This window comes from Streptomyces sp. NPDC028711 (assembly GCF_055565415.1).
Genome location: NZ_JBVHUJ010000003.1, coordinates 562,202 through 580,680, shown reverse-complemented (window position 1 = coordinate 580,680; position 18,479 = coordinate 562,202). Strand labels below are relative to the sequence as shown.

The 18,479-nt window shown below is 72.9% G+C and carries 19 protein-coding genes; 8 read left to right on the top strand and 11 right to left on the bottom strand.

Annotated elements, in window-relative coordinates; translation table 11 throughout:
* The first annotated feature begins 62 nt into the window (after positions 1-62).
* The 4 genes from ACZ4VK_RS13695 to ACZ4VK_RS13680 are packed head-to-tail and all read left to right on the top strand — an operon-like array spanning position 63 to position 2,465.
* The gene (locus ACZ4VK_RS13695) at positions 63-740 is read left to right on the top strand and encodes an AIM24 family protein (protein WP_468351745.1); all 678 of its coding nucleotides are present in this window, start codon (positions 63-65) and stop codon (positions 738-740) included.
* Positions 737-1,618, top strand: a complete 882-nt coding sequence (locus ACZ4VK_RS13690; protein WP_468351743.1) for an ATP-binding cassette domain-containing protein — start codon at positions 737-739, stop codon at positions 1,616-1,618. The genes ACZ4VK_RS13695 and ACZ4VK_RS13690 overlap by 4 nt, the downstream gene beginning before the upstream one ends.
* Positions 1,615-2,265, top strand: a complete 651-nt coding sequence (locus ACZ4VK_RS13685) for an ABC transporter (RefSeq protein ID WP_468351740.1) — start codon at positions 1,615-1,617, stop codon at positions 2,263-2,265. Before ACZ4VK_RS13690 ends, ACZ4VK_RS13685 begins: the two co-directional genes overlap by 4 nt.
* Before the next feature lie 14 nt (positions 2,266-2,279).
* Positions 2,280-2,465, top strand: coding sequence for a hypothetical protein (locus ACZ4VK_RS13680; protein WP_389681213.1), 186 nt, complete (start codon positions 2,280-2,282; stop codon positions 2,463-2,465).
* Positions 2,466-2,487: 22 nt separating this feature from the next.
* Here ACZ4VK_RS13680 and ACZ4VK_RS13675 read toward each other — a convergent pair whose 3' ends face one another.
* The 4 genes from ACZ4VK_RS13675 to zapE form a co-directional block, all read right to left on the bottom strand.
* Entirely contained in the window at positions 2,488-3,342 is an 855-nt protein-coding gene (locus tag ACZ4VK_RS13675) for a polysaccharide deacetylase family protein (protein ID WP_468352066.1), read from the bottom strand.
* 76 nt (positions 3,343-3,418) lie between these two features.
* A complete protein-coding gene (locus ACZ4VK_RS13670; RefSeq protein ID WP_468351738.1) occupies positions 3,419-4,780 on the bottom strand; it encodes an alkaline phosphatase PhoX in 1,362 nt (453 codons plus the stop codon).
* Positions 4,781-4,927: 147 nt separating this feature from the next.
* Entirely contained in the window at positions 4,928-5,353 is a 426-nt protein-coding gene (locus ACZ4VK_RS13665) for an OsmC family protein (RefSeq protein WP_468351736.1), read from the bottom strand.
* 34 nt (positions 5,354-5,387) lie between these two features.
* A complete protein-coding gene (gene zapE, locus ACZ4VK_RS13660) occupies positions 5,388-6,473 on the bottom strand; it encodes a cell division protein ZapE (RefSeq protein WP_468351734.1) in 1,086 nt (361 codons plus the stop codon).
* Positions 6,474-6,509: 36 nt separating this feature from the next.
* On the opposite strand from zapE, the gene ACZ4VK_RS13655 reads away from it, so the two are divergent.
* The 4 genes from ACZ4VK_RS13655 to msrB all read left to right on the top strand — a co-directional run bounded on the left by ACZ4VK_RS13655 (position 6,510) and on the right by msrB (position 9,926).
* A complete protein-coding gene (locus ACZ4VK_RS13655; protein WP_468351732.1) occupies positions 6,510-7,328 on the top strand; it encodes a pyrimidine reductase family protein in 819 nt (272 codons plus the stop codon).
* Positions 7,329-7,433: 105 nt separating this feature from the next.
* The gene (locus ACZ4VK_RS13650) at positions 7,434-7,916 is read left to right on the top strand and encodes an indole-3-glycerol phosphate synthase (protein ID WP_468351730.1); all 483 of its coding nucleotides are present in this window, start codon (positions 7,434-7,436) and stop codon (positions 7,914-7,916) included.
* A gap of 185 nt (positions 7,917-8,101) precedes the next feature.
* Entirely contained in the window at positions 8,102-9,493 is a 1,392-nt protein-coding gene (murC, locus tag ACZ4VK_RS13645; RefSeq protein WP_468351728.1) for a UDP-N-acetylmuramate--L-alanine ligase, read from the top strand.
* Positions 9,494-9,521: 28 nt separating this feature from the next.
* Positions 9,522-9,926, top strand: coding sequence for a peptide-methionine (R)-S-oxide reductase MsrB (gene msrB, locus ACZ4VK_RS13640; RefSeq protein WP_468351726.1), 405 nt, complete (start codon positions 9,522-9,524; stop codon positions 9,924-9,926).
* Positions 9,927-9,946: 20 nt separating this feature from the next.
* Here msrB and ACZ4VK_RS13635 read toward each other — a convergent pair whose 3' ends face one another.
* From ACZ4VK_RS13635 to ACZ4VK_RS13605, 7 genes are all read right to left on the bottom strand, one after another.
* Positions 9,947-10,990, bottom strand: coding sequence for a hypothetical protein (locus ACZ4VK_RS13635; protein ID WP_468351724.1), 1,044 nt, complete (start codon positions 10,988-10,990; stop codon positions 9,947-9,949).
* Between the two features lie 13 nt (positions 10,991-11,003).
* On the bottom strand, positions 11,004-11,525 hold the full coding sequence (locus tag ACZ4VK_RS13630) for a hypothetical protein (protein ID WP_468351722.1): 522 nt from the start codon (positions 11,523-11,525) through the stop codon (positions 11,004-11,006).
* Positions 11,522-12,232, bottom strand: a complete 711-nt coding sequence (locus ACZ4VK_RS13625; protein WP_468351720.1) for a vWA domain-containing protein — start codon at positions 12,230-12,232, stop codon at positions 11,522-11,524. Before ACZ4VK_RS13625 ends, ACZ4VK_RS13630 begins: the two co-directional genes overlap by 4 nt.
* Before the next feature lie 14 nt (positions 12,233-12,246).
* Entirely contained in the window at positions 12,247-13,449 is a 1,203-nt protein-coding gene (locus tag ACZ4VK_RS13620) for a protein kinase domain-containing protein (protein WP_468351718.1), read from the bottom strand.
* Entirely contained in the window at positions 13,446-14,555 is a 1,110-nt protein-coding gene (locus ACZ4VK_RS13615; RefSeq protein ID WP_468351716.1) for a serine/threonine protein phosphatase, read from the bottom strand. The genes ACZ4VK_RS13620 and ACZ4VK_RS13615 overlap by 4 nt, the downstream gene beginning before the upstream one ends.
* 191 nt (positions 14,556-14,746) lie before the next feature.
* Complete coding sequence (locus tag ACZ4VK_RS13610; protein ID WP_468351714.1) at positions 14,747-16,150, bottom strand: hypothetical protein; 1,404 nt, start codon at positions 16,148-16,150, stop codon at positions 14,747-14,749.
* Between the two features lie 31 nt (positions 16,151-16,181).
* Complete coding sequence (locus ACZ4VK_RS13605) at positions 16,182-18,434, bottom strand: hypothetical protein (RefSeq protein ID WP_468351713.1); 2,253 nt, start codon at positions 18,432-18,434, stop codon at positions 16,182-16,184.
* Positions 18,435-18,479 lie beyond the last annotated feature (45 nt).

The window sequence follows — 18,479 nt, the reverse complement described above, 5'->3', positions numbered from 1 at the left end:
TCTGCCACTGCCGTGACGAGCGGTTCTTGTGGGAATCGTCCCTTCCGGGCCAGGATGCCCCCATGAAGAGCGATCTTTTTGCCGGCGAGCATCTCGCCGAGGCCGCCACCTTCCCGGGCATGACCCTGCAGAACTCCAAGTCGGTCAAGTACACGGTCGACGGCGAGATGCACGCCCGCCAGGGTTCGATGATCGCCTTCCGCGGCGACCTCCAGTTCGAGCGCAAGGGCCAGGGCATCGGCGGCCTGCTCAAGCGGGCCGTCACCGGTGAGGGCCTCGCGCTGATGGCCGTGCGCGGCCGGGGCGAGGTGTGGTTCGCGCACGAGGCGCAGAGCTGCTTCATCGTCGAGATCGAGCAGGGCGACGCGTTCTCGGTCAACGGCCGCAACGTGCTCTGCTTCGACGCCAGCCTCCACTACGAGATCAGGACGGTGAAGGGCGCCGGCATGACCGGCGGAGGCCTCTTCAACTCCGTCTTCTCCGGCTACGGCAAGGTCGCCCTGATCTGCGAGGGCACCCCGATCGTCATTCCCGTCTCCCCGCAGGCCCCGGTCTACGTCGACACGGACGCCGTCGTCGGCTGGAGCGAGCAGCTGCGCACCTCGCTGCACCGTTCGCAGTCGCTCGGCTCGATGATGCGCGGCGGCTCGGGCGAGGCGGTGCAGCTCAAGCTGGAGGGCCAGGGCTTCGTCGTCGTCCGGCCCAGCGAGGCCACCCCGCAGAAGAACTCGGCCGGTTGAGGCTGGAGCGCGTCGGCCGGCGGCACGGCCTCCGGGGGCCGTGGGTCCTGCGTGAGGTCGGCCTCGACCTGCCCGCGGCGACCCTCGTCCGGGTCGTCGGCACCAACGGCACCGGCAAGTCCACCCTGCTCCGGACGGTCGCCGGAGTCGACGCGCCCAGCGAGGGCCGCGTCACGGGCCGCCCGGCCCGCACCGCGTACGTCCCCGAACGCTTCCCGGTCGCCCTGCCGTTCATGGCCGCCGACTACCTGGTCCACCTGGGACGGATCCAGGGCCTCGGCCGGGCGGCGGCGCGGACCGCGGCGGGGGAGTGGCTGGAGCGCTTCGGGGCCGCCGAGCACGCGGGAACGGCCATGGCGGAACTCTCCAAGGGCACCAGCCAGAAGGTCGCCGTCGCCCAGGCGCTCCTCGCCGACCCGGCCCTGCTCGTCCTCGACGAGGCCTGGACCGGCCTCGACACGGGCGCGCGTGCGGAACTGGACGCGGCCGTCCGCGAACGGCGGGCGGCGGGCGCGACGATCGTCTTCGTCGACCACGACCCCCGCCGGCTCGCGGGCGAGGCGGACGCGGTGTACGCGGTGGGCGGTGGTCGGGTACGGGAGGTGGGGGAGCCGGACGCGTACGGCCTCGCGTACGAGCACGTCACCCCGACCGACGGGGAGGCCGAGCCCCCGCCCCGCGTCCGGATCGCCGTCTCCGGCGGCCGCCGGCCGCTCCCGGAGCGGCTGCCCGGCGGTCCCGTCGTCACCCCGCCGGGGCCCGGTGACACCACCACCGTCCTCACCGTGGACGCCGCCCACTCCGACGCCCTGCTCACGGCGCTCCTCGCGGCCTCCTGGCACATCGATCACCTCACCACCGAAGGCGTACGGGTATGACGGCGCTCCTGCGCTACCAGACGGGTCTGCTGCTCCGCTCGCAGCGCTGGCTGGCACCGCTCCTCCTGTACGCGGCCGTCCTCGGCGTCGGCATCTCCCTCGGCGAGCCCGTGCTCGGCGCGCTCGGCGTCACCGCCGCCGCCCTCCTCCCGGTGACCGCCTGGTCCGTGCGGATCTGCCTGACGCAGGAGCCACCCGCGGCCCGGAGCGTGGTCGCGGCGGCAGGCGGCCGGGAGCGCGCGCATCTCGCGGCGCTGGTCACCGGGACCGCCCTGCCGGCGCTCGTCGGCGCGGTCGCGGTCCTCGTGGTGACGGCGACCGGTGACCGGCGGGGCGTCACGGCGATCGCCGCGGCGACCACGGGTCTCCTCGCCGCCTCGGCCTGTGTGCTGACGGGCGCCGCCGTCGGCACGCTGGCCTCCCGGCCGTTCGTCCGGGCCACCGGCTGGTCGCTCGCGGTCCTCGTCCTGGGCTCGCTCCTCGCCCTGGTGACCAGCGGCTCGCCCGCGAAGCACGCCGTGACGGCCCTGATCACCGGCGCCCGCACGACGACGGCGGCTCCGCCGTGGCTCGCCGCCGCGGCCGCCCTGCTCCTGGCGACGGCGGCGGCGTTCAGCGCCTGCCGGGCCACCGGGCGCCTGGAGTGAGTACGCTCGAAGACATGAGCGAGACCACGTTCTCCTGTGCCCCCGAGCCCGGCCCGAAGCCCGAACCGGCGGCCGAGGGACCGTTCGCCGCGTGCGTGCTGTGCCAGGAGCCGACCGAGTACCCGGAGTCGACGAAGGGCATCACCCTCTGCCCCGTCTGCGAGTGGCGCGAGGCCGAGCGGACGGCCTGCTCCGGCTGAGGCCCTAGGGGGTGTCCTGACCTCAGCGGCTCATGAGCTCCGAGACCTTCACGAAGCGGTAGCCGCGGGCCCTGAGCTCCGGGACGATGCGGCGGATCGCCCGCTCGGTCACGGGGGCGGCGCTGCGGGTGCAGTGCAGGACGACCAGGGAGCCGGGCTTCACCCCGTCGATGACCTGCTCGGCGACGGCGTCCGCGTCCTTCGCGAAGGCGTCCCCGCTGACCACGTCCCACTGGACCGCGGTCACCCCGGCCGGGGCGAGCGCGCGCAGGGCCGCGTCGTCGTAGCAGCCGCCGGGGAAGCGGAAGTACGGGACGACGTTGACGGCGCCGGCGTCACGGAAGGCGTCGAAGGCCCGCTGGACGTCGGCCGTCATGTCGGGTGCGGGGACGGTCGGCAGGCCGTAGCAGGGGGACGCGAAGGCGTAGTGGCTGTAGGAGTGGTTGGCGATCTCGAAGCGCGGGTCGCCGCCGATGGACCTGGCCTGGTCGGGGTACTCCTCGGCCCAGCGGCCCGTCATGAAGACGGTCGCGTCCACCGAGAGCCGGCGGAGGGTCGCGATGAGCTCCGGATTGTCGAAGCGTTCGCCGCGCGCGGCCCGGGGGCCCTGGTCGGCGGTCATGTCGGCGTCGAAGGTGAGCGCGACGACCTTCTCCGCGCCCTTGGCGCGGCGCTCGTACACGGGGGTGAGTCCGCCGGGTCCCGGTGCCATGGTGGGCGGCGCGGCGGGGACGCGCGCGGGCTTCGGGGCGGCGGCGGTCGCGCCGGCCCGGGGCGGCGGGCTCCCGGCGGCGGTCGGCTCCTTCATGGGGGCTGTCTCGGCGGCTGGTGCGCCGCAACCGAGGAGGGCGGCGCCCAGAAGACCGAGCGCCGCCACCTTTCGTACAGAAGTGTTCACGATCGGAAGTTAACCGATCAAAGGGGCGGATGCCCGCGACGCGACGTCGGCGACGTCAGCACCACGGACCCGTGACCGCGAACGTCGTCCCCGGGGTGTAGCAGTTCACGTACATCGTCTGCCGGTCGGGCGAGAAGGTGACGCCCGCGAACTCGCCCCACTCCGGCGCCTCGGGCGTGCCGATGTTCCGCGCGCCCCGGGCCAGCGCGTACACCTCGCCCTTCCTGCTGACGCCGTAGACGTGCTGCGCCCCGTCGCCGTCCTCGCACACCATCAGGCCCCCGCTCGGCGCGAGACAGATGTTGTCGGGGGACTCGCCCGGGAGCTGGATGTCGGTGCTCGGGCCGAAGACGACGACGAGCGTGAGTCGGCGCCGGTGCGGCTCGTACTTCCAGACCTGCCCGAAGTGCGTGGCGCCGGAGCCGTCCTTGACGCGCGCGAACGAGGACACGAAGTACACGGCGTTCCCGCCCCAGTAGCAGCCCTCCAGCTTCTGCGCGTGCGTGATGCCCTTCGGGCCGAAGTCCTGGAGCCTGATCGGGGTCTCCACCGCCTGCGGATCCGGTACGGGGACCCACTCGACGCCCTCGAAGCGGGCGCCGGTCTCCTGTATCACCGAGAGGTCCGCGACGCCCGGCACCCGCATGGCCTCCAGGGCGCCGCCGGCGCGCAGCGAACCGGTGCCGCCGAGCGGCTTGTGCGGGAGGAAGCGGTAGAAGAGGCCGAAGGGCTGCTGGAAGGCGTCCTCCGTCTCGTACACGATGCCGTTCGCCGGGTCGATCGCGATCGCCTCGTGCTGGAAGCGGCCCATCGCGGTGAGCGGGACGGCCCCGGTGCGGTGCGGGTCGGCGCCGTCGACCTCGAAGACGAAGCCGTGGTCCTTGGTGTAGCCGTTCGTGCCGGCCTTGTCCTCGGTCTCCTCGCAGGTCAGCCAGGTGCGCCACGGGGTCGGCCCGCCCGCGCAGTTGACGGCGGTCCCGGCGATGGCGACCCGCTCGTCGATCACGTTGTTCCGGCCGTCGAGTTCCAGGGCCGTACAGCCGCCCTTGGCGGCCGGGTCGTAGGTCAGACCGGGGACGGTCGGGACGCCGATCTTCCCGGTGACCCGGTTCTCGTGGTTGCGGACGAGGTGCGTCCGGCCGCGGCGGCCGGCGAACGCGGCCATGCCGTCGGGGTTGCTGGGGACGAGGCCCTCGCCGGAGCGGAGCGGATCGCCCTGCCGGGAGAGGACCTTGTAGCGGAAGCCGGCCGGGAGGTCGAGGAGGCCGTCCGGGTCGGGGACCAGCGGGCCGTAGCCGTCCCCGCTTCCGGCGGCGGCGGCGCTGCCGGCGAAGAGTTCGGAGAGCGCGCCGGTGAAGGCGATCCCGACGGCGGCGGCGCCGGTGCGGGACAGGATCTGACGTCGTGTCGCGGACATGAGCAACCCACTTTTCCTGTTGGCGGACAGGTGTGTGACGCGTGACCCGCATGTGTGTATCACGCACGGTGGTGACACGTGAACCATGCGGGCCACAACGGTCTCGTGGGACGCCTGTTCTGACCTGGGGTCAGATAGGTCGGATAGTCAGACCAGCTCGGCGGTGAGCGTGATCGTCGTGCCCGTGAGCGCCTGGCTGACCGGGCAGTTCTTCTTCGCGTCCTCGGCGAGCGACTGGAACTGGTCCGCGTCCATGCCGGGGACCTCTCCGCGCACGGTGAGGTGGATGCCGGTGATGCCCTTCCCCGGCTGGAAGGTGACGTCCGCCTTGGTCTCCAGGCGGGCCGGCGGGGCGTCGGCCTTGGCCAGGATGTTGGAGAAGGCCATGGAGAAGCAGGAGGAGTGCGCGGCGGCGATGAGCTCCTCGGGGCTGGTCTTGCCGTTCGGCTCCTCCGTGCGGGCCGGCCAGGAGACGTCGTACGAGCCGAGACCCGAGGAGTCGAGGGTGACGACGCCGGAGCCCTTGAGGAGGTCGCCCTGCCAGACGGTGTGGGCGTGACGCACGGTGGCCATGGTGGATCCCTTTCGATCGGGTACGGCCACCAACCTACTGCCGGACAAGCCCCTTGGCGTCGCGGGCGAGGGCGGTGAGCCGGGAGATCGCCCGGAAGTACTTCTTGCGGTACCCGCCGTTCAGCATCTCGTCGCTGAAGAGCCGGTCGAAGGGGAGACCCGAGGCGAGGACCGGTATCTCGCGGTCGTAGAGCCGGTCGGCCAGGACGACGAGCCGCAGCGCCGTCGACTGGTCGGGGACGGGCCGCACATCGGTGAGACAGACCGCGGAGAGGTCGTCGGTCAGCGCGCCGTACCGGCTGGGGTGCACCCTGGCCAGGTGTTCGAGCAGGTGCGGGAAGTCGTCGAGGGAGGCGCCCGGCGTGGCGTACGCGGTCTCCGTGACGACCTGGTCGGAGTACGGGGCCGGGGCCTCGGGCAGGCCACGGTGGCGGTAGTCCTCGCCGTCGATCCGCAGCGGCATGAAGTGGGCGGAGAGGCCCTGGATCTCGCGGAGGAAGTCGGCGGCGGCGAAGCGGCCCTCGCCGAGCTTGCCGGGGAGCGTGTTGGAGGTGGCGGCGAGCGCGACACCCGATTCGACGAGCCTGGCGAGCAGGCTGGAGACGAGGACGGTGTCGCCCGGGTCGTCGAGCTCGAACTCGTCGATGCAGAGGAGACGGTGCTCGCCGAGGGTCTTCACCGTCTGCTGGAAGCCGAGCGCGCCGACCAGGTTGGTCAGCTCGACGAAGGTGCCGAAGGCCTTGAGTGCGGGCTCGGCGGGCGTGGCGTGCCAGAGCGAGGCGAGCAGGTGGGTCTTGCCGACGCCGTACCCGCCGTCCAGATAGACGCCGCGCGGTCCGGTGGGTGCGGCCGGCTTCCGGGCGAACCAGCGGCGCTTCCCGGCACCGGAGGCGTGCGCTCCGCCCAGGCCCTCGGCGAACTGGCTCAGGGCCTTGACGGCGTCCGTCTGGCTGGGCTGGTTCGGGTCGGGGAGATACGTGTCGAACCGTACGGAGTCGAAGCGCGGCGGCGGCACCATCTCCGCGACGAGACGGTCGGCGGGGACGTGGGGCTCCCGGGAGCAGAGCGAGAGCGGGGCCGCTGAGGCGGAAGGGGCTTCGGTGAGGGCACGGGTCGACACAGTTCCCCACTGTAAGCGCCGTGCCAGACTGCGAGAATGCGACGACTGCTCCCTGTGACGGACATGACAGCCCACGAGACCACGGGCGGGGGGACGGCCACCGGACCGGCCGCCGTCGGTGCGGACGGTGGCCCCGAGTGGTCCCTCGACGAGCTCGCCGACGCCTACGCGTACCCCGAGCTCTCCTCCCGGGGCTCATGGCTGCGGGCCAACATGGTCTCCTCGCTCGACGGAGCGGGTCAGCACGACGGACGCTCCCAGCCGCTCTCCTCCGAGACCGACATGCGGATCTTCGGCACCCTGCGGGCGCTGGCCGATGTCGTCGTGGTCGGTGCGGAAACGGTACGCCTGGAGGGTTACCGCCCGGCACGCGCGCGTGAGGCCTTCGCGGCCCGCCGCGCCGCCGCGGGACAGGGCCCCGCGCCCGTCATCGCCGTGGTCAGCGCCTCCCTGGCCCTCGACTTCTCGCTGCCGCTCTTCACCGAGCCGCTGGTGCCGACCCTGGTCCTCACGGGGGCCGCAGCGCCCCCCGAGCGGGTCGCCGCGGCCCGCGCGGCGGGCGCCGAGGTGCTCGTGGCGGGCGACGGGGCGGGGGTGGAGCCGGCCCGTGCGACGGCGGTGCTCGCGGAGCGCGGGCTCCGGCGGCAGCTGACCGAGGGCGGGCCCCGGCTGCTCGGTCAGTTCGTGGCGGCGGACGTCCTCGACGAGCTGTGTCTGACGCTCTCGCCGACGATGACGGCGGGTGACGCCCAGAGGATCGCCGGGGGCCCCGCGGTGGCCGTCCCGACACGCTTTTCGGTGGCTTCCGTGCTGGAGCAGGACGGCTTCCTCTTCACCCGCTACCTTCGGATCTGACAATCGCGGAATTTGTCGTTCCGCTTACCGTCCGCTGGGCACACTTACTGTCGCAGACCCCGTGCGGGCACGGGGAAGGATGGTTTCCGCAGAAGGGCTCCTGAGGTGTTCACAAGCGTTCTGATGATCGAGAAGCCCCTGACGTCCGTCGACGTGGAGTTCGTCACCACGCTGCACGGCGACGAGGGCGTGTCCTTCATCGTTCTGATGCAGCCGCGTGGTGACCAGGCCGATGTACTGCTGCGTGCCATCGACGACGTAGCCATGGGCGAACTGAAGGAAGCCGCCCGTGAGGGCGACGAACCGGAGGGCAAGGAGGCCAGGGTCCCCGCCGAGCAGGCCCTGGAGCACTCGCTCCAGGCCCTGAGAGACGCCGGCTGCGAAGCGGTCGGCCAGGTCGTCGAGGACCACCCGCTCAACAAGATGAAGGCGGTGGTCGAGGAGTCGGAGGCGGACGAGGTGATCGTGCTCACCGCCCCGCACTACGTGGAGGAGTTCTTCCACCGGGACTGGGCGTCCCGGGCCCGCCACAAGGTGGGGGTCCCCGTGCTCAAGCTCTTCGCCCACAGTGAGCAGGTGAGCGAGTAGACAGCCGGGGCCCGGGTCCGCCCCCCCCGCACGGGGGCGCGGACCCGGGCCCCGTACGGCACCGGCCCCGCCGTGGCACGCCGGGGCCACCCGGCCCGAGCCACTAGGCTGGGGGCTTCCGCACACCTGCCCGATGCGCGCGCAACGGGCAGCAGATACAAGACGCACCCAGGGGAGAGATCCGCATGGCACCCGCCATCCCTGCCGCCATGGAACGGCCGCACTTCATCGGCATCGGCGGTGCCGGAATGTCGGGCATCGCGAAGATCCTCGCCCAGCGCGGCGCCAAGGTCGCCGGCAGCGACGCCAAGGAGTCCGCGACCGCGGAGTCCCTGCGCGCCCTGGGCGCCACCGTGCACATCGGCCACGCGGCCGAGCACCTCGCCGACGACGCCTCCGCCGTCGTCGTCTCCAGCGCCATCCGCGCCGACAACCCCGAGCTGGCGCGCGCCGCCGAGCTCGGCATCCCCGTCGTCCACCGCTCGGACGCGCTCGCCTCCCTCATGGACGGTCTGCGCGCCATCGCGGTCGCCGGCACGCACGGCAAGACGACGACCACCTCCATGCTGGCCGTCGCCCTCACCGAGCTCGGTCTGGACCCCTCGTACGCGATCGGCGGCGACCTCGCGGGCCCCGGCACCAACGCGCTGCACGGCGACGGCGAGATCTTCGTCGCCGAGGCCGACGAGAGCGACCGCAGCTTCCAGAAGTACGACCCCGAGGTCGCGATCGTCCTCAACGTCGAGCTGGACCACCACGCGAACTACGCCTCGATGGACGAGATCTACGAGTCCTTCGAGGCCTTCACCGCCAAGATCCGCCCCGGCGGCACCCTGGTCGTCGGCGAGCACGCGGGCGCCCGCGAGCTGGCCCGCCGGGTGGCGGACCGCGACGGTCTGAACATCGTCACCGTCGGTGAGACCGAGGACTCCGACGCGCGGATCCTGAAGATCGTCCCGAACGGGATGAAGAGCGAGGTGACGGTCGCCCTCGACGGCGCCGAGCACACCTTCACCGTCTCCGTCCCCGGCCGTCACTACGCCCACAACGCCGCCGCGGCACTCGCCGCCGGCGCCCGCGTCGGCATCGACCCCGCCGAGCTCGCCCAGGCCCTCACCGCCTACACCGGCGTCGGCCGCCGCCTGCAGCTCAAGGGCGAGGCCAGGGGCGTCCAGGTCATCGACTCGTACGCGCACCACCCCACCGAGATGACCGCCGACCTGGAGGCCATGCGGGGCGCCGCCGGAGCCTCCCGGCTCCTCGTCGTCTTCCAGCCCCACCTCTTCTCCCGCACCCAGGAGCTGGGCAAGGAGATGGGCGACGCGCTGGCCCTCGCCGACGCGTCCGTCGTCCTCGACATCTACCCGGCCCGCGAGGACCCGATCCCGGGCATCACCAGCGAGCTGATCATCACCGCCGCCCGTCAGGCGGGCGCCGACGTGACGCCCGTGTCCGACAAGGACGCCGTGCCGGAGGTCGTGGCGGGAATGGCGGGCCCCGGCGATCTCGTTCTGACGATGGGCGCGGGAGACGTCACGGACCTCGGTCCGCGGATCCTCGACCACCTGTCGAAGTAGCGGTCGCAACAGCAGAGGGAGCGAGCTCATGGCGTACGACGTCGAGAAGCCGGACGAGCAGTGGCGTGCGGAGCTGACCCCGGCGGAGTACCAGGTGCTGCGCCAGGCGGGCACCGAGCCCGCCTTCCGCGGCGAGTACACGGACACCACGACCAAGGGTGTGTACTCCTGCCGGGCGTGCGGCGCGGAGCTGTTCACGTCGAACGAGAAGTTCGAGTCCCACTGCGGCTGGCCGTCCTTCTTCGACCCGAAGGACAGCTCCGCCGTCGAACTGATCGAGGACCGCTCCCACGGCATGCTGCGTACCGAGGTCCGCTGCTCACGCTGCGGCTCGCACCTCGGTCATGTGTTCGAGGGTGAGGGGTACCCCACCCCGACGGACCAGCGCTACTGCATCAATTCGATCTCGCTGCGGCTGGAGCCGCAGGCCTAGGGGGTGCCGGACGCGGGGGCTCAGCTCGGAGAGGGTTCCGGGGTGAGCTCCTCGTGGCCGATGCGGGTGCCCGACTTGTAGATGGAGACGGTGCTCCCGCTGATGACGTACCGGTACGGGCTGTTCTTCGCCTCGTACCCGTCGCTCGTCTTCGTCGCCGGCATGGGGATGCCCTTCTCGCGCCCGTCCCTGAACTCGCCGTAGTAGTACAGCTTCCCCGCCTTCGTGCGGCAGAGGGTGATCCGGTGGTAGTCCGTGCGGAACGCCTCGACCAGCCTGGCGCCCTTGCCGCTCGGCAGCGTGCCCGCGATACGGGGCGGGCAGGCGGCGCCGGTCGGCGCCGCGGTCGTCGTCGGCTTCGGGTCGGCCTCGTCGAGTGAGCCGAGGATCGCGGTGACCCCTCCGTTCAGGAGGCCGAGCAGGACGAGACCGCCCACCACGCTGAGACAGCTGATCATGCAGCCGTTCGACTTCTTCGCCGGCGGCCGGTACGGCGGCCGGGTGCGGGGCGGGGTGTAGGCGGGCGGGGTGTACGGGGGCGGAGTCGGGGTCCGCGGGGGTGCCGGGCTGTAACCGGTGCTGCTGGGCGGCGGGTAGAGGAGACCCGTCGGGGGAGTGCCGGTCCCGCCCGTGGCGCCGGTGCGCGGCGGGGGCGTCCTCCTCGGGGTCGGCTTCTTCGGCGCCGCCTTCTTCGGAGCCGCCTTCTTGGCAGGCGGTGTCGCCTTGGACGGCGAGGCCTTCGACGGCGTGGCCTTGGTCGGCGTCGGCTTCGCGGTCGTCGGCTTCGGCGTCGTCTTCTTCGGGGCGGGGCCGCCGCTCGTCTTCCAGCTCTTGCCGCAGCCGGCGCAGTCGAGTCGGCGCGACGGGTTGGTGGCGCGGCACACCGCGCACTGCCAGTCGCCGGACGGGCGCGCGGGCGACGGGCGTTTCGCCGCCGGGCGCGACGGGGCGGGGGCCGCCGGGATCGGTTCCTTACGGACCGAGTCGCAGATGCCGCACGGCGTCGGCCCCGCCTCGGTGTTGCTGCCGCAGTCCTTGCACTTCCATCTGGCAGAGCCCGCCACCCCGTCGTCCCTCCTAGCGTTCGCTGTTCCCCAGGCGTGCCATCACGTCCTGGAAGAGTTCCTCGGACCTCGGCCCGACATGGTTGACGATCCAGTCGCGGCCCTCGGGGACCCGCTCCAGTTCAGGATCGTCCGGAGCGGTCTCCGCCGCTGTTCCCGCGTCGGAGTCGGTGTCCGGCTCCTCCTCGGCTTCGACTTCGGTCTCGGCCCGAGCCTCGCCCTCCGCCTCCAGGTCCGCGCCGGCCTGGTCGGGTACCGAGTAGTCCGTCCAGAGCACGCCCACGAAGCGCCGGGCGTGCTCCACCTCGCCGGGGGGCACGTCCGCGCGGATCACGACCGATTCGGTCCCGACCGCCATGCCGGGGAACCGGAAGCGGAAGACGAGCCGGTGCGCCTCGCCCGCCTCCTTCGGAGGGCGGAGGGAGGCCGCGACGCAGTTCGTCGCCTCGACGTCGAAGGCCCCTCCGCCGCTCCAGTGGAACCGGAGGCCGTCAGGCGCCAGGGACAGGTGGAAGCCGTCCCACTCCAGACTCACAGGCTGTTCGCGATCGTCTCGATGATCTCGTCCATCTCGAACTCCTCAAGACCCTCGCCCGCCTTGGAGGCGAAGTGCAGGGTGAGGTCCCACTCCTCGGCGATCGGGTCGGACCAGGGGGCCTCCTCCGGCGCGAACAGCACGAGACGCTTGGCGGACTGCTCCATGACCGAGGTCTGACTGCGGGCGTAGCCCCACTGCTCGAAGAGGTCGTCCATGCTGCGGGGGATGTGCCGGGGGTAGGTGGCCGCGTCCACGCCGACCGTACCGAGGGCGTGCGCGGGCGCGTCCGTGAACATCACGATCACATGGCGCCTGCGGTCGAGCCCCGTCTCCCAGGGGGAGTTGATCGCCAGGGCGAGGGCCTCAAGGCCGGACTCGGGGTAGTCGCCGCCGCCTCCGGCCTCGATGCCGCTGACGAACTGCTCGAACTCGCCCGCCTGGGCCGGGAGATGGAGGAAGTCGGTCTCCTCGATCGCGTCCGTGGGGTCGTCGCCGAAGTCACGGAAGGCGATGACCTTCAGCCGCAGCTGGCTGATGGACTTCCCCTTCTTGGCCATCACGTCGTCGAGCCGCTGGTGGAACTGGAGGGCGCTCGACTTCACCGTGCCGAGGACGGGGTGCATGCTGCCGGTCGCGTCGATGCACAGCGCGATGTCGACGGCGTACTGCAGATTGCCCTGGTACTGCCCGCGGGCGTCGTTCATGGTGGTTCTCCTTGTCAGGGGGTACGGCGGTCGCCGCGGCGGCCGCCGAGGTTGATGCGGACGCGGGACGTGCCCGGCGCGGGGGAGGGCGCCGCCGCCGGCTCCTCGGCCGCAGGGGGAGGAGGCGGGGGCGCGGGGGCGGCGGGCGTCGCCGCCGGAGGGGTTTCGGCGGTCTCCGCCCGCCGGCCGAAGGTGGACCGGATACGGCTCGGACGCCGCTCCTCGGTGGAGGGCGCGGAGGTGGACGGGGAGGTGGACGTGGGCGAGGACGCAGGTTCGGGCCTGGACGCCGGGATCCCCGGGGCCGTCGTGCCGGGCCGGCGGTGCTGGAGCGTGCACACGGCGGGGTCGGAGAGCGCCGCCATGAAGGCGGAGATGTCCGGCCGTGCCCGGGGGTCGGCGTCGGTCATCCGGCGCAGCAGTCCGAGCAGCTCGTCGGAGAGGCGCACGTCGAGCCGGAGTTCCTCCCCGGCGTTCACGGCGTCCGCGGGCGAGCCGAACCTCTTGTCGTACGAGGGGAGCTGCCCCACCACGTACAGATGGGTCATGAGGCCGAGCGCGAAGATGTCGACGGCGCAGGTGAGGTCCTTCGGGCCCGCCGAGCCGTCGTCCTGGAGATAGCGCCGCCACTCCGGGGCGCCGTAGACGGAGTCGCCCGAGATGTCGTCCGGCTTCGGAGGGTCCCCGGAGTCGTAGGAGTCGTCGAAGTCGATGAGCCGTGCCGAGTGGAACGCGGCTCCCTCCCGCTTCTGGACCAGCACGTTCAGCGGCTTGAGGTCCCCGTGGACCGTACCCGTCTCGTGGAGCTGCTTGAGGCTCGCTCCGAGCGTCTTGAGCAGCACCGTCTTCGGCCGCGGCTCCAGGGCGTCGGGCTGCTCCAGGCTGGAGGTGTCGATCCGCTCCGTGACCTTGTAGTAGGTGCTGCCCTGGTGGAAGAAGTCGGTGGCGAGCACGAGGTTGCCGCCGCCGAGCGTGTCCGGCCGCAGCCGCTTCATGATCTTGCGGTGCCGCTGCTCGAACTCCCGGGCCACCTCGCGGCGGATCCGCACGCTCTTCGAGTCGGCGGCGTCGTCGCGGGGGCGCTTCGGTTCGAGGAACTGCTTGATGAAGTACTGGCCCCCGTCCTTCTCCGCGAAGGCCCAGATGCACTTGCCCCCGTTGGCGTTGGTGGGATCGGTGACGATGCGGTAGCCCGCGATCGTGTCGCCCTTCTTCATCGGTACTCCTCGGCCGCGGGCGGCAGATAGGTCTCGTATCCGGCGCGGTACGTCTGCCAGCTCTGGTCCTGCCAGGCGCGGACGCGGGCGTGCGTCTCGCGTTCGTCCTCCTGCCCCGCCCCTCCCTCGCCCCCGCCGGGTGAGGTGCGGTCGAGGACCTGGGGACGGCCCCGTACGTGCCGTTCGGTCAGCTCGGAGAACCGCTGCTCGTGGGCGGCGACCAGGCTCGCGAAGTCGCCGTGACCCAGGGCCAGAAGAGCGAGCGAGGCGTCGTCCCCCGTGTACTCCTGGACTCCCCGGCGGAGCAGATCGGCCCACTCGTACTCGTTGTTCGCCTGCCGCAGGGTGCTGAGGAGCAGGTACTCGAAGTCGGCCGGCGTGTGCACGTAGCCGAAGTAGCCGTCCGTGGCCGCGATCAGGACGCAGGGCATGTCGAACGAGGCGATGTGCTGCGTGTCGATGGTGAACTCCCGGTCCGCGCAGACCACGTTGGTCATCGGCGGGTCGCTGCGGAGCAGTTCGAGGGCGTCACTCTCGCGGGTGTGGTCCCGGGTGAGGACGTGCAGTCCGCCGCCCGGGGTGAGCACGTACGCCCGCGAGTCGCCGGCCCACAGCGGGCGCAGCTCGACCGTGCCCCGCCGGCCGTGCACGCGGTAGTGCACTCCGGCGAGGGTGGTCGGCAGCTGCCGGCGCATGGTGCCGCCGATCTTGCTGCGCCGCTGGGGTGCCTTGGAGAGGAACCAGTTCAGGTACGTGTGCAGACTCTCGGGCCCGACCGGCTCGGTCTCCTGCGCCAGCTCGCGGAACCAGCAGTCCGTGGCCAGGCGCGCGACCCGGGCCCCGACCCAGGCGCCCGTGTGCTGGAGGCCGTCCGGCCCCTCCCAGACGGGGGCGGCGCCCGCGCCGCCCGAACCGTCGAACACGGCGATCATGCCCTGGTGCGTCTCCCAGTGGTGGACGACGAACGGCTCGGCGTCCTCGCCGTGACCGGGAACCTGCTCGGTCCACACGGAGAGCGCCTGCAATCCCTTGATGCCTCCCGGCGTCGACCAGATGGCCTGGCGGGGCAGCCTGCGTTCGACCGGAACCGGCTGTTCCTCCGGCACGGCAGGCGCCTGTGCCGTCCTCTGCGGAGCCATGGGACCCGGACCGATGTGCGGTACGGAGGCGGGCGGCGGTTCCGTCACCGGGAGCCCTCCCGGTGGTCCCGGCGGCGCGGGCGGCGCGGGCGCGTGCTGCCACGGCTCCGGGCGGTGTGAGGGTCCGGCGTGCCGCGCCCCGTGGTCGTGGTCTGCCATCAACGCTCCCTGTCGGGTCCGGATCGAGGGGTGTCCCGCTTGGTGGTGCCCCGCACCCTGCTCACCCGGGGTGGCGTCGCGCCGGACGCCGGGTCACGCGGCCCGGGCGCCGACGGCGCTCCCGGTGATGTGCCGGGCGCCGCTGACGGCCCCGGCCGATCCCGGTCCCCGTCCCTGTCCCGGCCGGCGCTCGGGTCGGGTCCCGGCCTGTCCCGGTCCCGCCCCCGGTCCACGCTGGGGTCCGGCAGCGGCTCGTCCTCGGGCGGAGCGGAGTGCCCGGAGCGGCCGGTGCCCCGCGATGCCCCGCCGACCCGGTCCCGTGCGTCGGGGTCCGTCGCGCGACCGGGGCGGCGGGCGGAGCCGTAGCCCTCCGAGCGCCCCGCGCCGTGCGTCCCCGACACCCGGCTGCCGGGACGCGCGGGCCCCGCCTCTCCGGTGCCGGTGCCCCGTGGGTCCTCGGCCTCCTCGCGGACCACCTCGCCGCGCAGCGCCCCGCTCGCGGGTGCCGGCCCCAGCGCGGGCGCCGGGTCCGCGGGGCGTGCGAGCGAGCCGCGCAGCCGTCCGCGGCGGGCGGCCCCGTCGAAGAGGCCGTCGCCCTCGCGCAGGACCTCCTCAAGGACGGTCCGCTCCAGTTCGGCCTGCTCGAAGGGCTCCCGGTCCGAGTCGCCGCGTTCCAGGACCAGGCGCATGATCTCGCGCCGCACCTCGCGCTTCTCGGCCTCGTTCTTCTCGATCCAGGTGAGGGCCGCCCGGGGGCCTTCCTTCTCCATGATCTCGGCGATCAGGCCGTCGAGGCCCTCCTCGCGGATCATGTCCAGGTGCCGTCCGCGCCGCATCCCGGCGAGCCGGGTCTCCCGGACGACGTCCCGGAACTCGCGGCCGCTGGTGGCGATCTCGTCCTCGTCGACGAGCAGTTCGACGTGCACGTTCCGCAGGCGCACGGCGTCGTCGCCGGTGAACCCGGCCACCGTCCCGTTCAACGCCCGCTCCGCCTGGTGGAACTCGGCGATGTCGTAGTCCCGGGCGACCTCGCGGAGCGTCTTGCGCAGATAGTCGAAGAGCGTCGCGCTCATGTCCCGGATGCCGCGCGCCACGACCTGGGCGGGGTCCGCGACCCTGCACACCAGGTCGACCCGGCTGCGGAACGAGAAGGTGGGGTCACGGCTGAGGAGCGGGATGTCGAGCACGAGCCGGTGCTCGCTCATGTCGACGGTGAACATCCCGCTGTACGCGCCGAAGCGCGAGGACGGGATCTCCTCCCCGCTGCGGATCGTCAGGGACGGGCCGCTGTCCCGGACCAGGACCAGGGCACGGCCGGGCCGCGGCGGCCGGACGGGGCTCGTCAGCCGCCACTTGGGCAGTTCCTCGTAGGACATCACCGGGTCGTAGGTCTGTGCTTCCACCGGTTCCTCCCCCTTCCTCGGGGCGTGTCGCTCAGGTCGTACGGGCCAGGGCCGCGTGGAGCAGCGCGGCGTTGGCGGAGGGGGCCTCGCGGTCCCGTGACCACGCGTCGAGCCACCAAAGGAGCCGCTCGCGGTGGGAGCCCCGTTTGCGGGAGATGTCCCACAGGAGGCGGTTGAGGGCCTCAAGGGTGCGCCGGCCGCCGCGGGCGGCGTAGACGTCGATCCACTCGCGCAGGGCGAGGAGCGCCGTCTCCTGCATCGGGCGGCGGGCCAGCGCGCGCGCCCACAGCTCCGCGAGCGCGTCCTCGTGGTCGGGGAGGCCGCTCAGCAGCAGGGGCACCCCGGAGACGCCGTCCACCGGTCCGTCGACGGTCGGTTCGTACGGCCGTCCCGCCGCGAAGAGGAACGCGGAGAGCGACTTGACGACCATGGGGGAGAGGTCCTGCGGCTCCGACCAGTCCAGATAGGCGTCGAGGAGCTCCCTCGCCCGCCCCTGGTGCACGAGGTGGACGCCGCCCCAGGCCACGGACGGCAGGGTGCCCCAGTCGTCGTCCCGGTCGAGGGCGTCGTGCAGCACGGCCACGGCGCGTTCGGGCGCCTCCCGGCCGAGGAGCCCGCCCGCCGTGTTCGCGGCGGTCCCGGCGAGGCGGCGCTGCCGGACCGAGCTGCCGCCCCGTGCCCAGCCGTGAAGCAGCTGCCACACCGCGTCGGCCGACTCGTCCCGGCTCCCGGCGACGCCAAGGGCGGTCGCCGCCGCCTGGCGGAGCTGCCAGGAGTCCGACGCCGCCCAGGTGGTGAGGAAGCGGTGCACCGCGTAGTGGTGGTCGGCCCAGGCGAGGATCCCGGCGGCGACGGCCGCGCGGGCGCGGACCTCCAGGTCACTGTGGTCGAGGAGCCGGCGAAGCCAGGAGAGGAGGGGTTCGCGCCAGCCGTCGAGCCCGGTCCAGGCGTAGATCAGGACGACCTGACCGAGCATCGCGTTCCGGTAGCGCACCCGGGGCGGCCCGAAGCCGTCGGCGTCGAGGCGGATCCACTGCTGCTCGTCGCCGAGCCGGTCCCTGAACCGTACGTCCGGCGGGGCGGGTTCGGGGGTCGTGAGAGCGGCCCGGAGCTTGACGGCGGCCTCGGCGACGGTGAGATAGCCGCTGTCCTCAAGGACGGCGGCGGCGAGCGCGAAAGCCACGGCCTCCGGGTTCCTGTGACGGTCGAACCACGTCCTGACCTGGTCGCTCGGGTCGCGCAGCGCCGCCGCCGCTGCGGCCACGTCCCGGCCGGCGGAGATGTCGGCGGCGAGGCGTGCGGCGTGCCGGGCCGCCGGCATCTCCCGGAGGGCGGTGACGACTCCGCCGGAGTCGAGCATCGCCCGAAGTTCGGCACGGGCCTCCGGCGGGCCGCCGTGGCCGAGCACCCGCCGTTCGAGGACGGCCACCGGATCGACGGGCGCGAGTGCGTGGACGGCCACCGACTCGGCGCCGTCGCCGCGCACGGCCACCGCCAGGTCCTGGCCACCGGTGAGGACCAGGTGGCAGCCGTGGGCGCGCAGGGCCGCCACGACGGCGGGAAGCCGACGGGGAAGCGCGTCGAAGTCCCTCGCGCCGGAGACCCCGTCCTCGACCGCGACCAGGTAGCCACTGTCCCTGACCGGCGGTTCCCAGTCGGGGACGAGCACGGAGACCGGGTCGAGGAGCCGGTGGCAGGCGCCGCCGCCTTCGGCGCCGCCCAGGGCGAGGGCCTCGGCGAGCAGATTGACGGCGGCGGCCTCACGACCGCTGCCGGACGGCCCCGTCAGGACGAGGAGCCGTCGCTCGCACAGGACGGTGAGGGCGGAGTCGTACCCCTCGGGCTGCACGAACAGCTCGGTGTGGTCGACCAGTTCCGCCGCGCCGATCGGCAGCACGGACCCGCCGCCCCGGTGCGCGGGGCGGCCGTGCCGCTCGCCCCCGGAGTGGAAGCCGCCACCGAAACTGACCGTGTCGTTGAAGAGAGCGAGCGTGCCGATCCGCGTGCCGGAGGCGTCGGCGTTGAGGCGCTGCGCGATGAGGTCCGCGATGGCACCGGCCTTCAGCGCATCGGACCGCTCGGCGTCGTCGGACGCCGAGCCCTCCTTGAGGGAACGCAGGGCGTCGGACTCGCTGACCGGGCCGTCCTGCTCCGCCGCGCCCGCGCGCGGCTCACCCTCCGACGCGCCTTTCGGGGCGTCGGAAGGGGTGGGCGTCGCGGGGGCGGGATCGGAGCGGTCACTCTTACCACCGGGCGGCACGTCGGCGGTGGGTTCCTCGCTCATGGCACAAGATCTTCCGGGGTGGGTCGGCGAAGGGCGGCGCGAGCA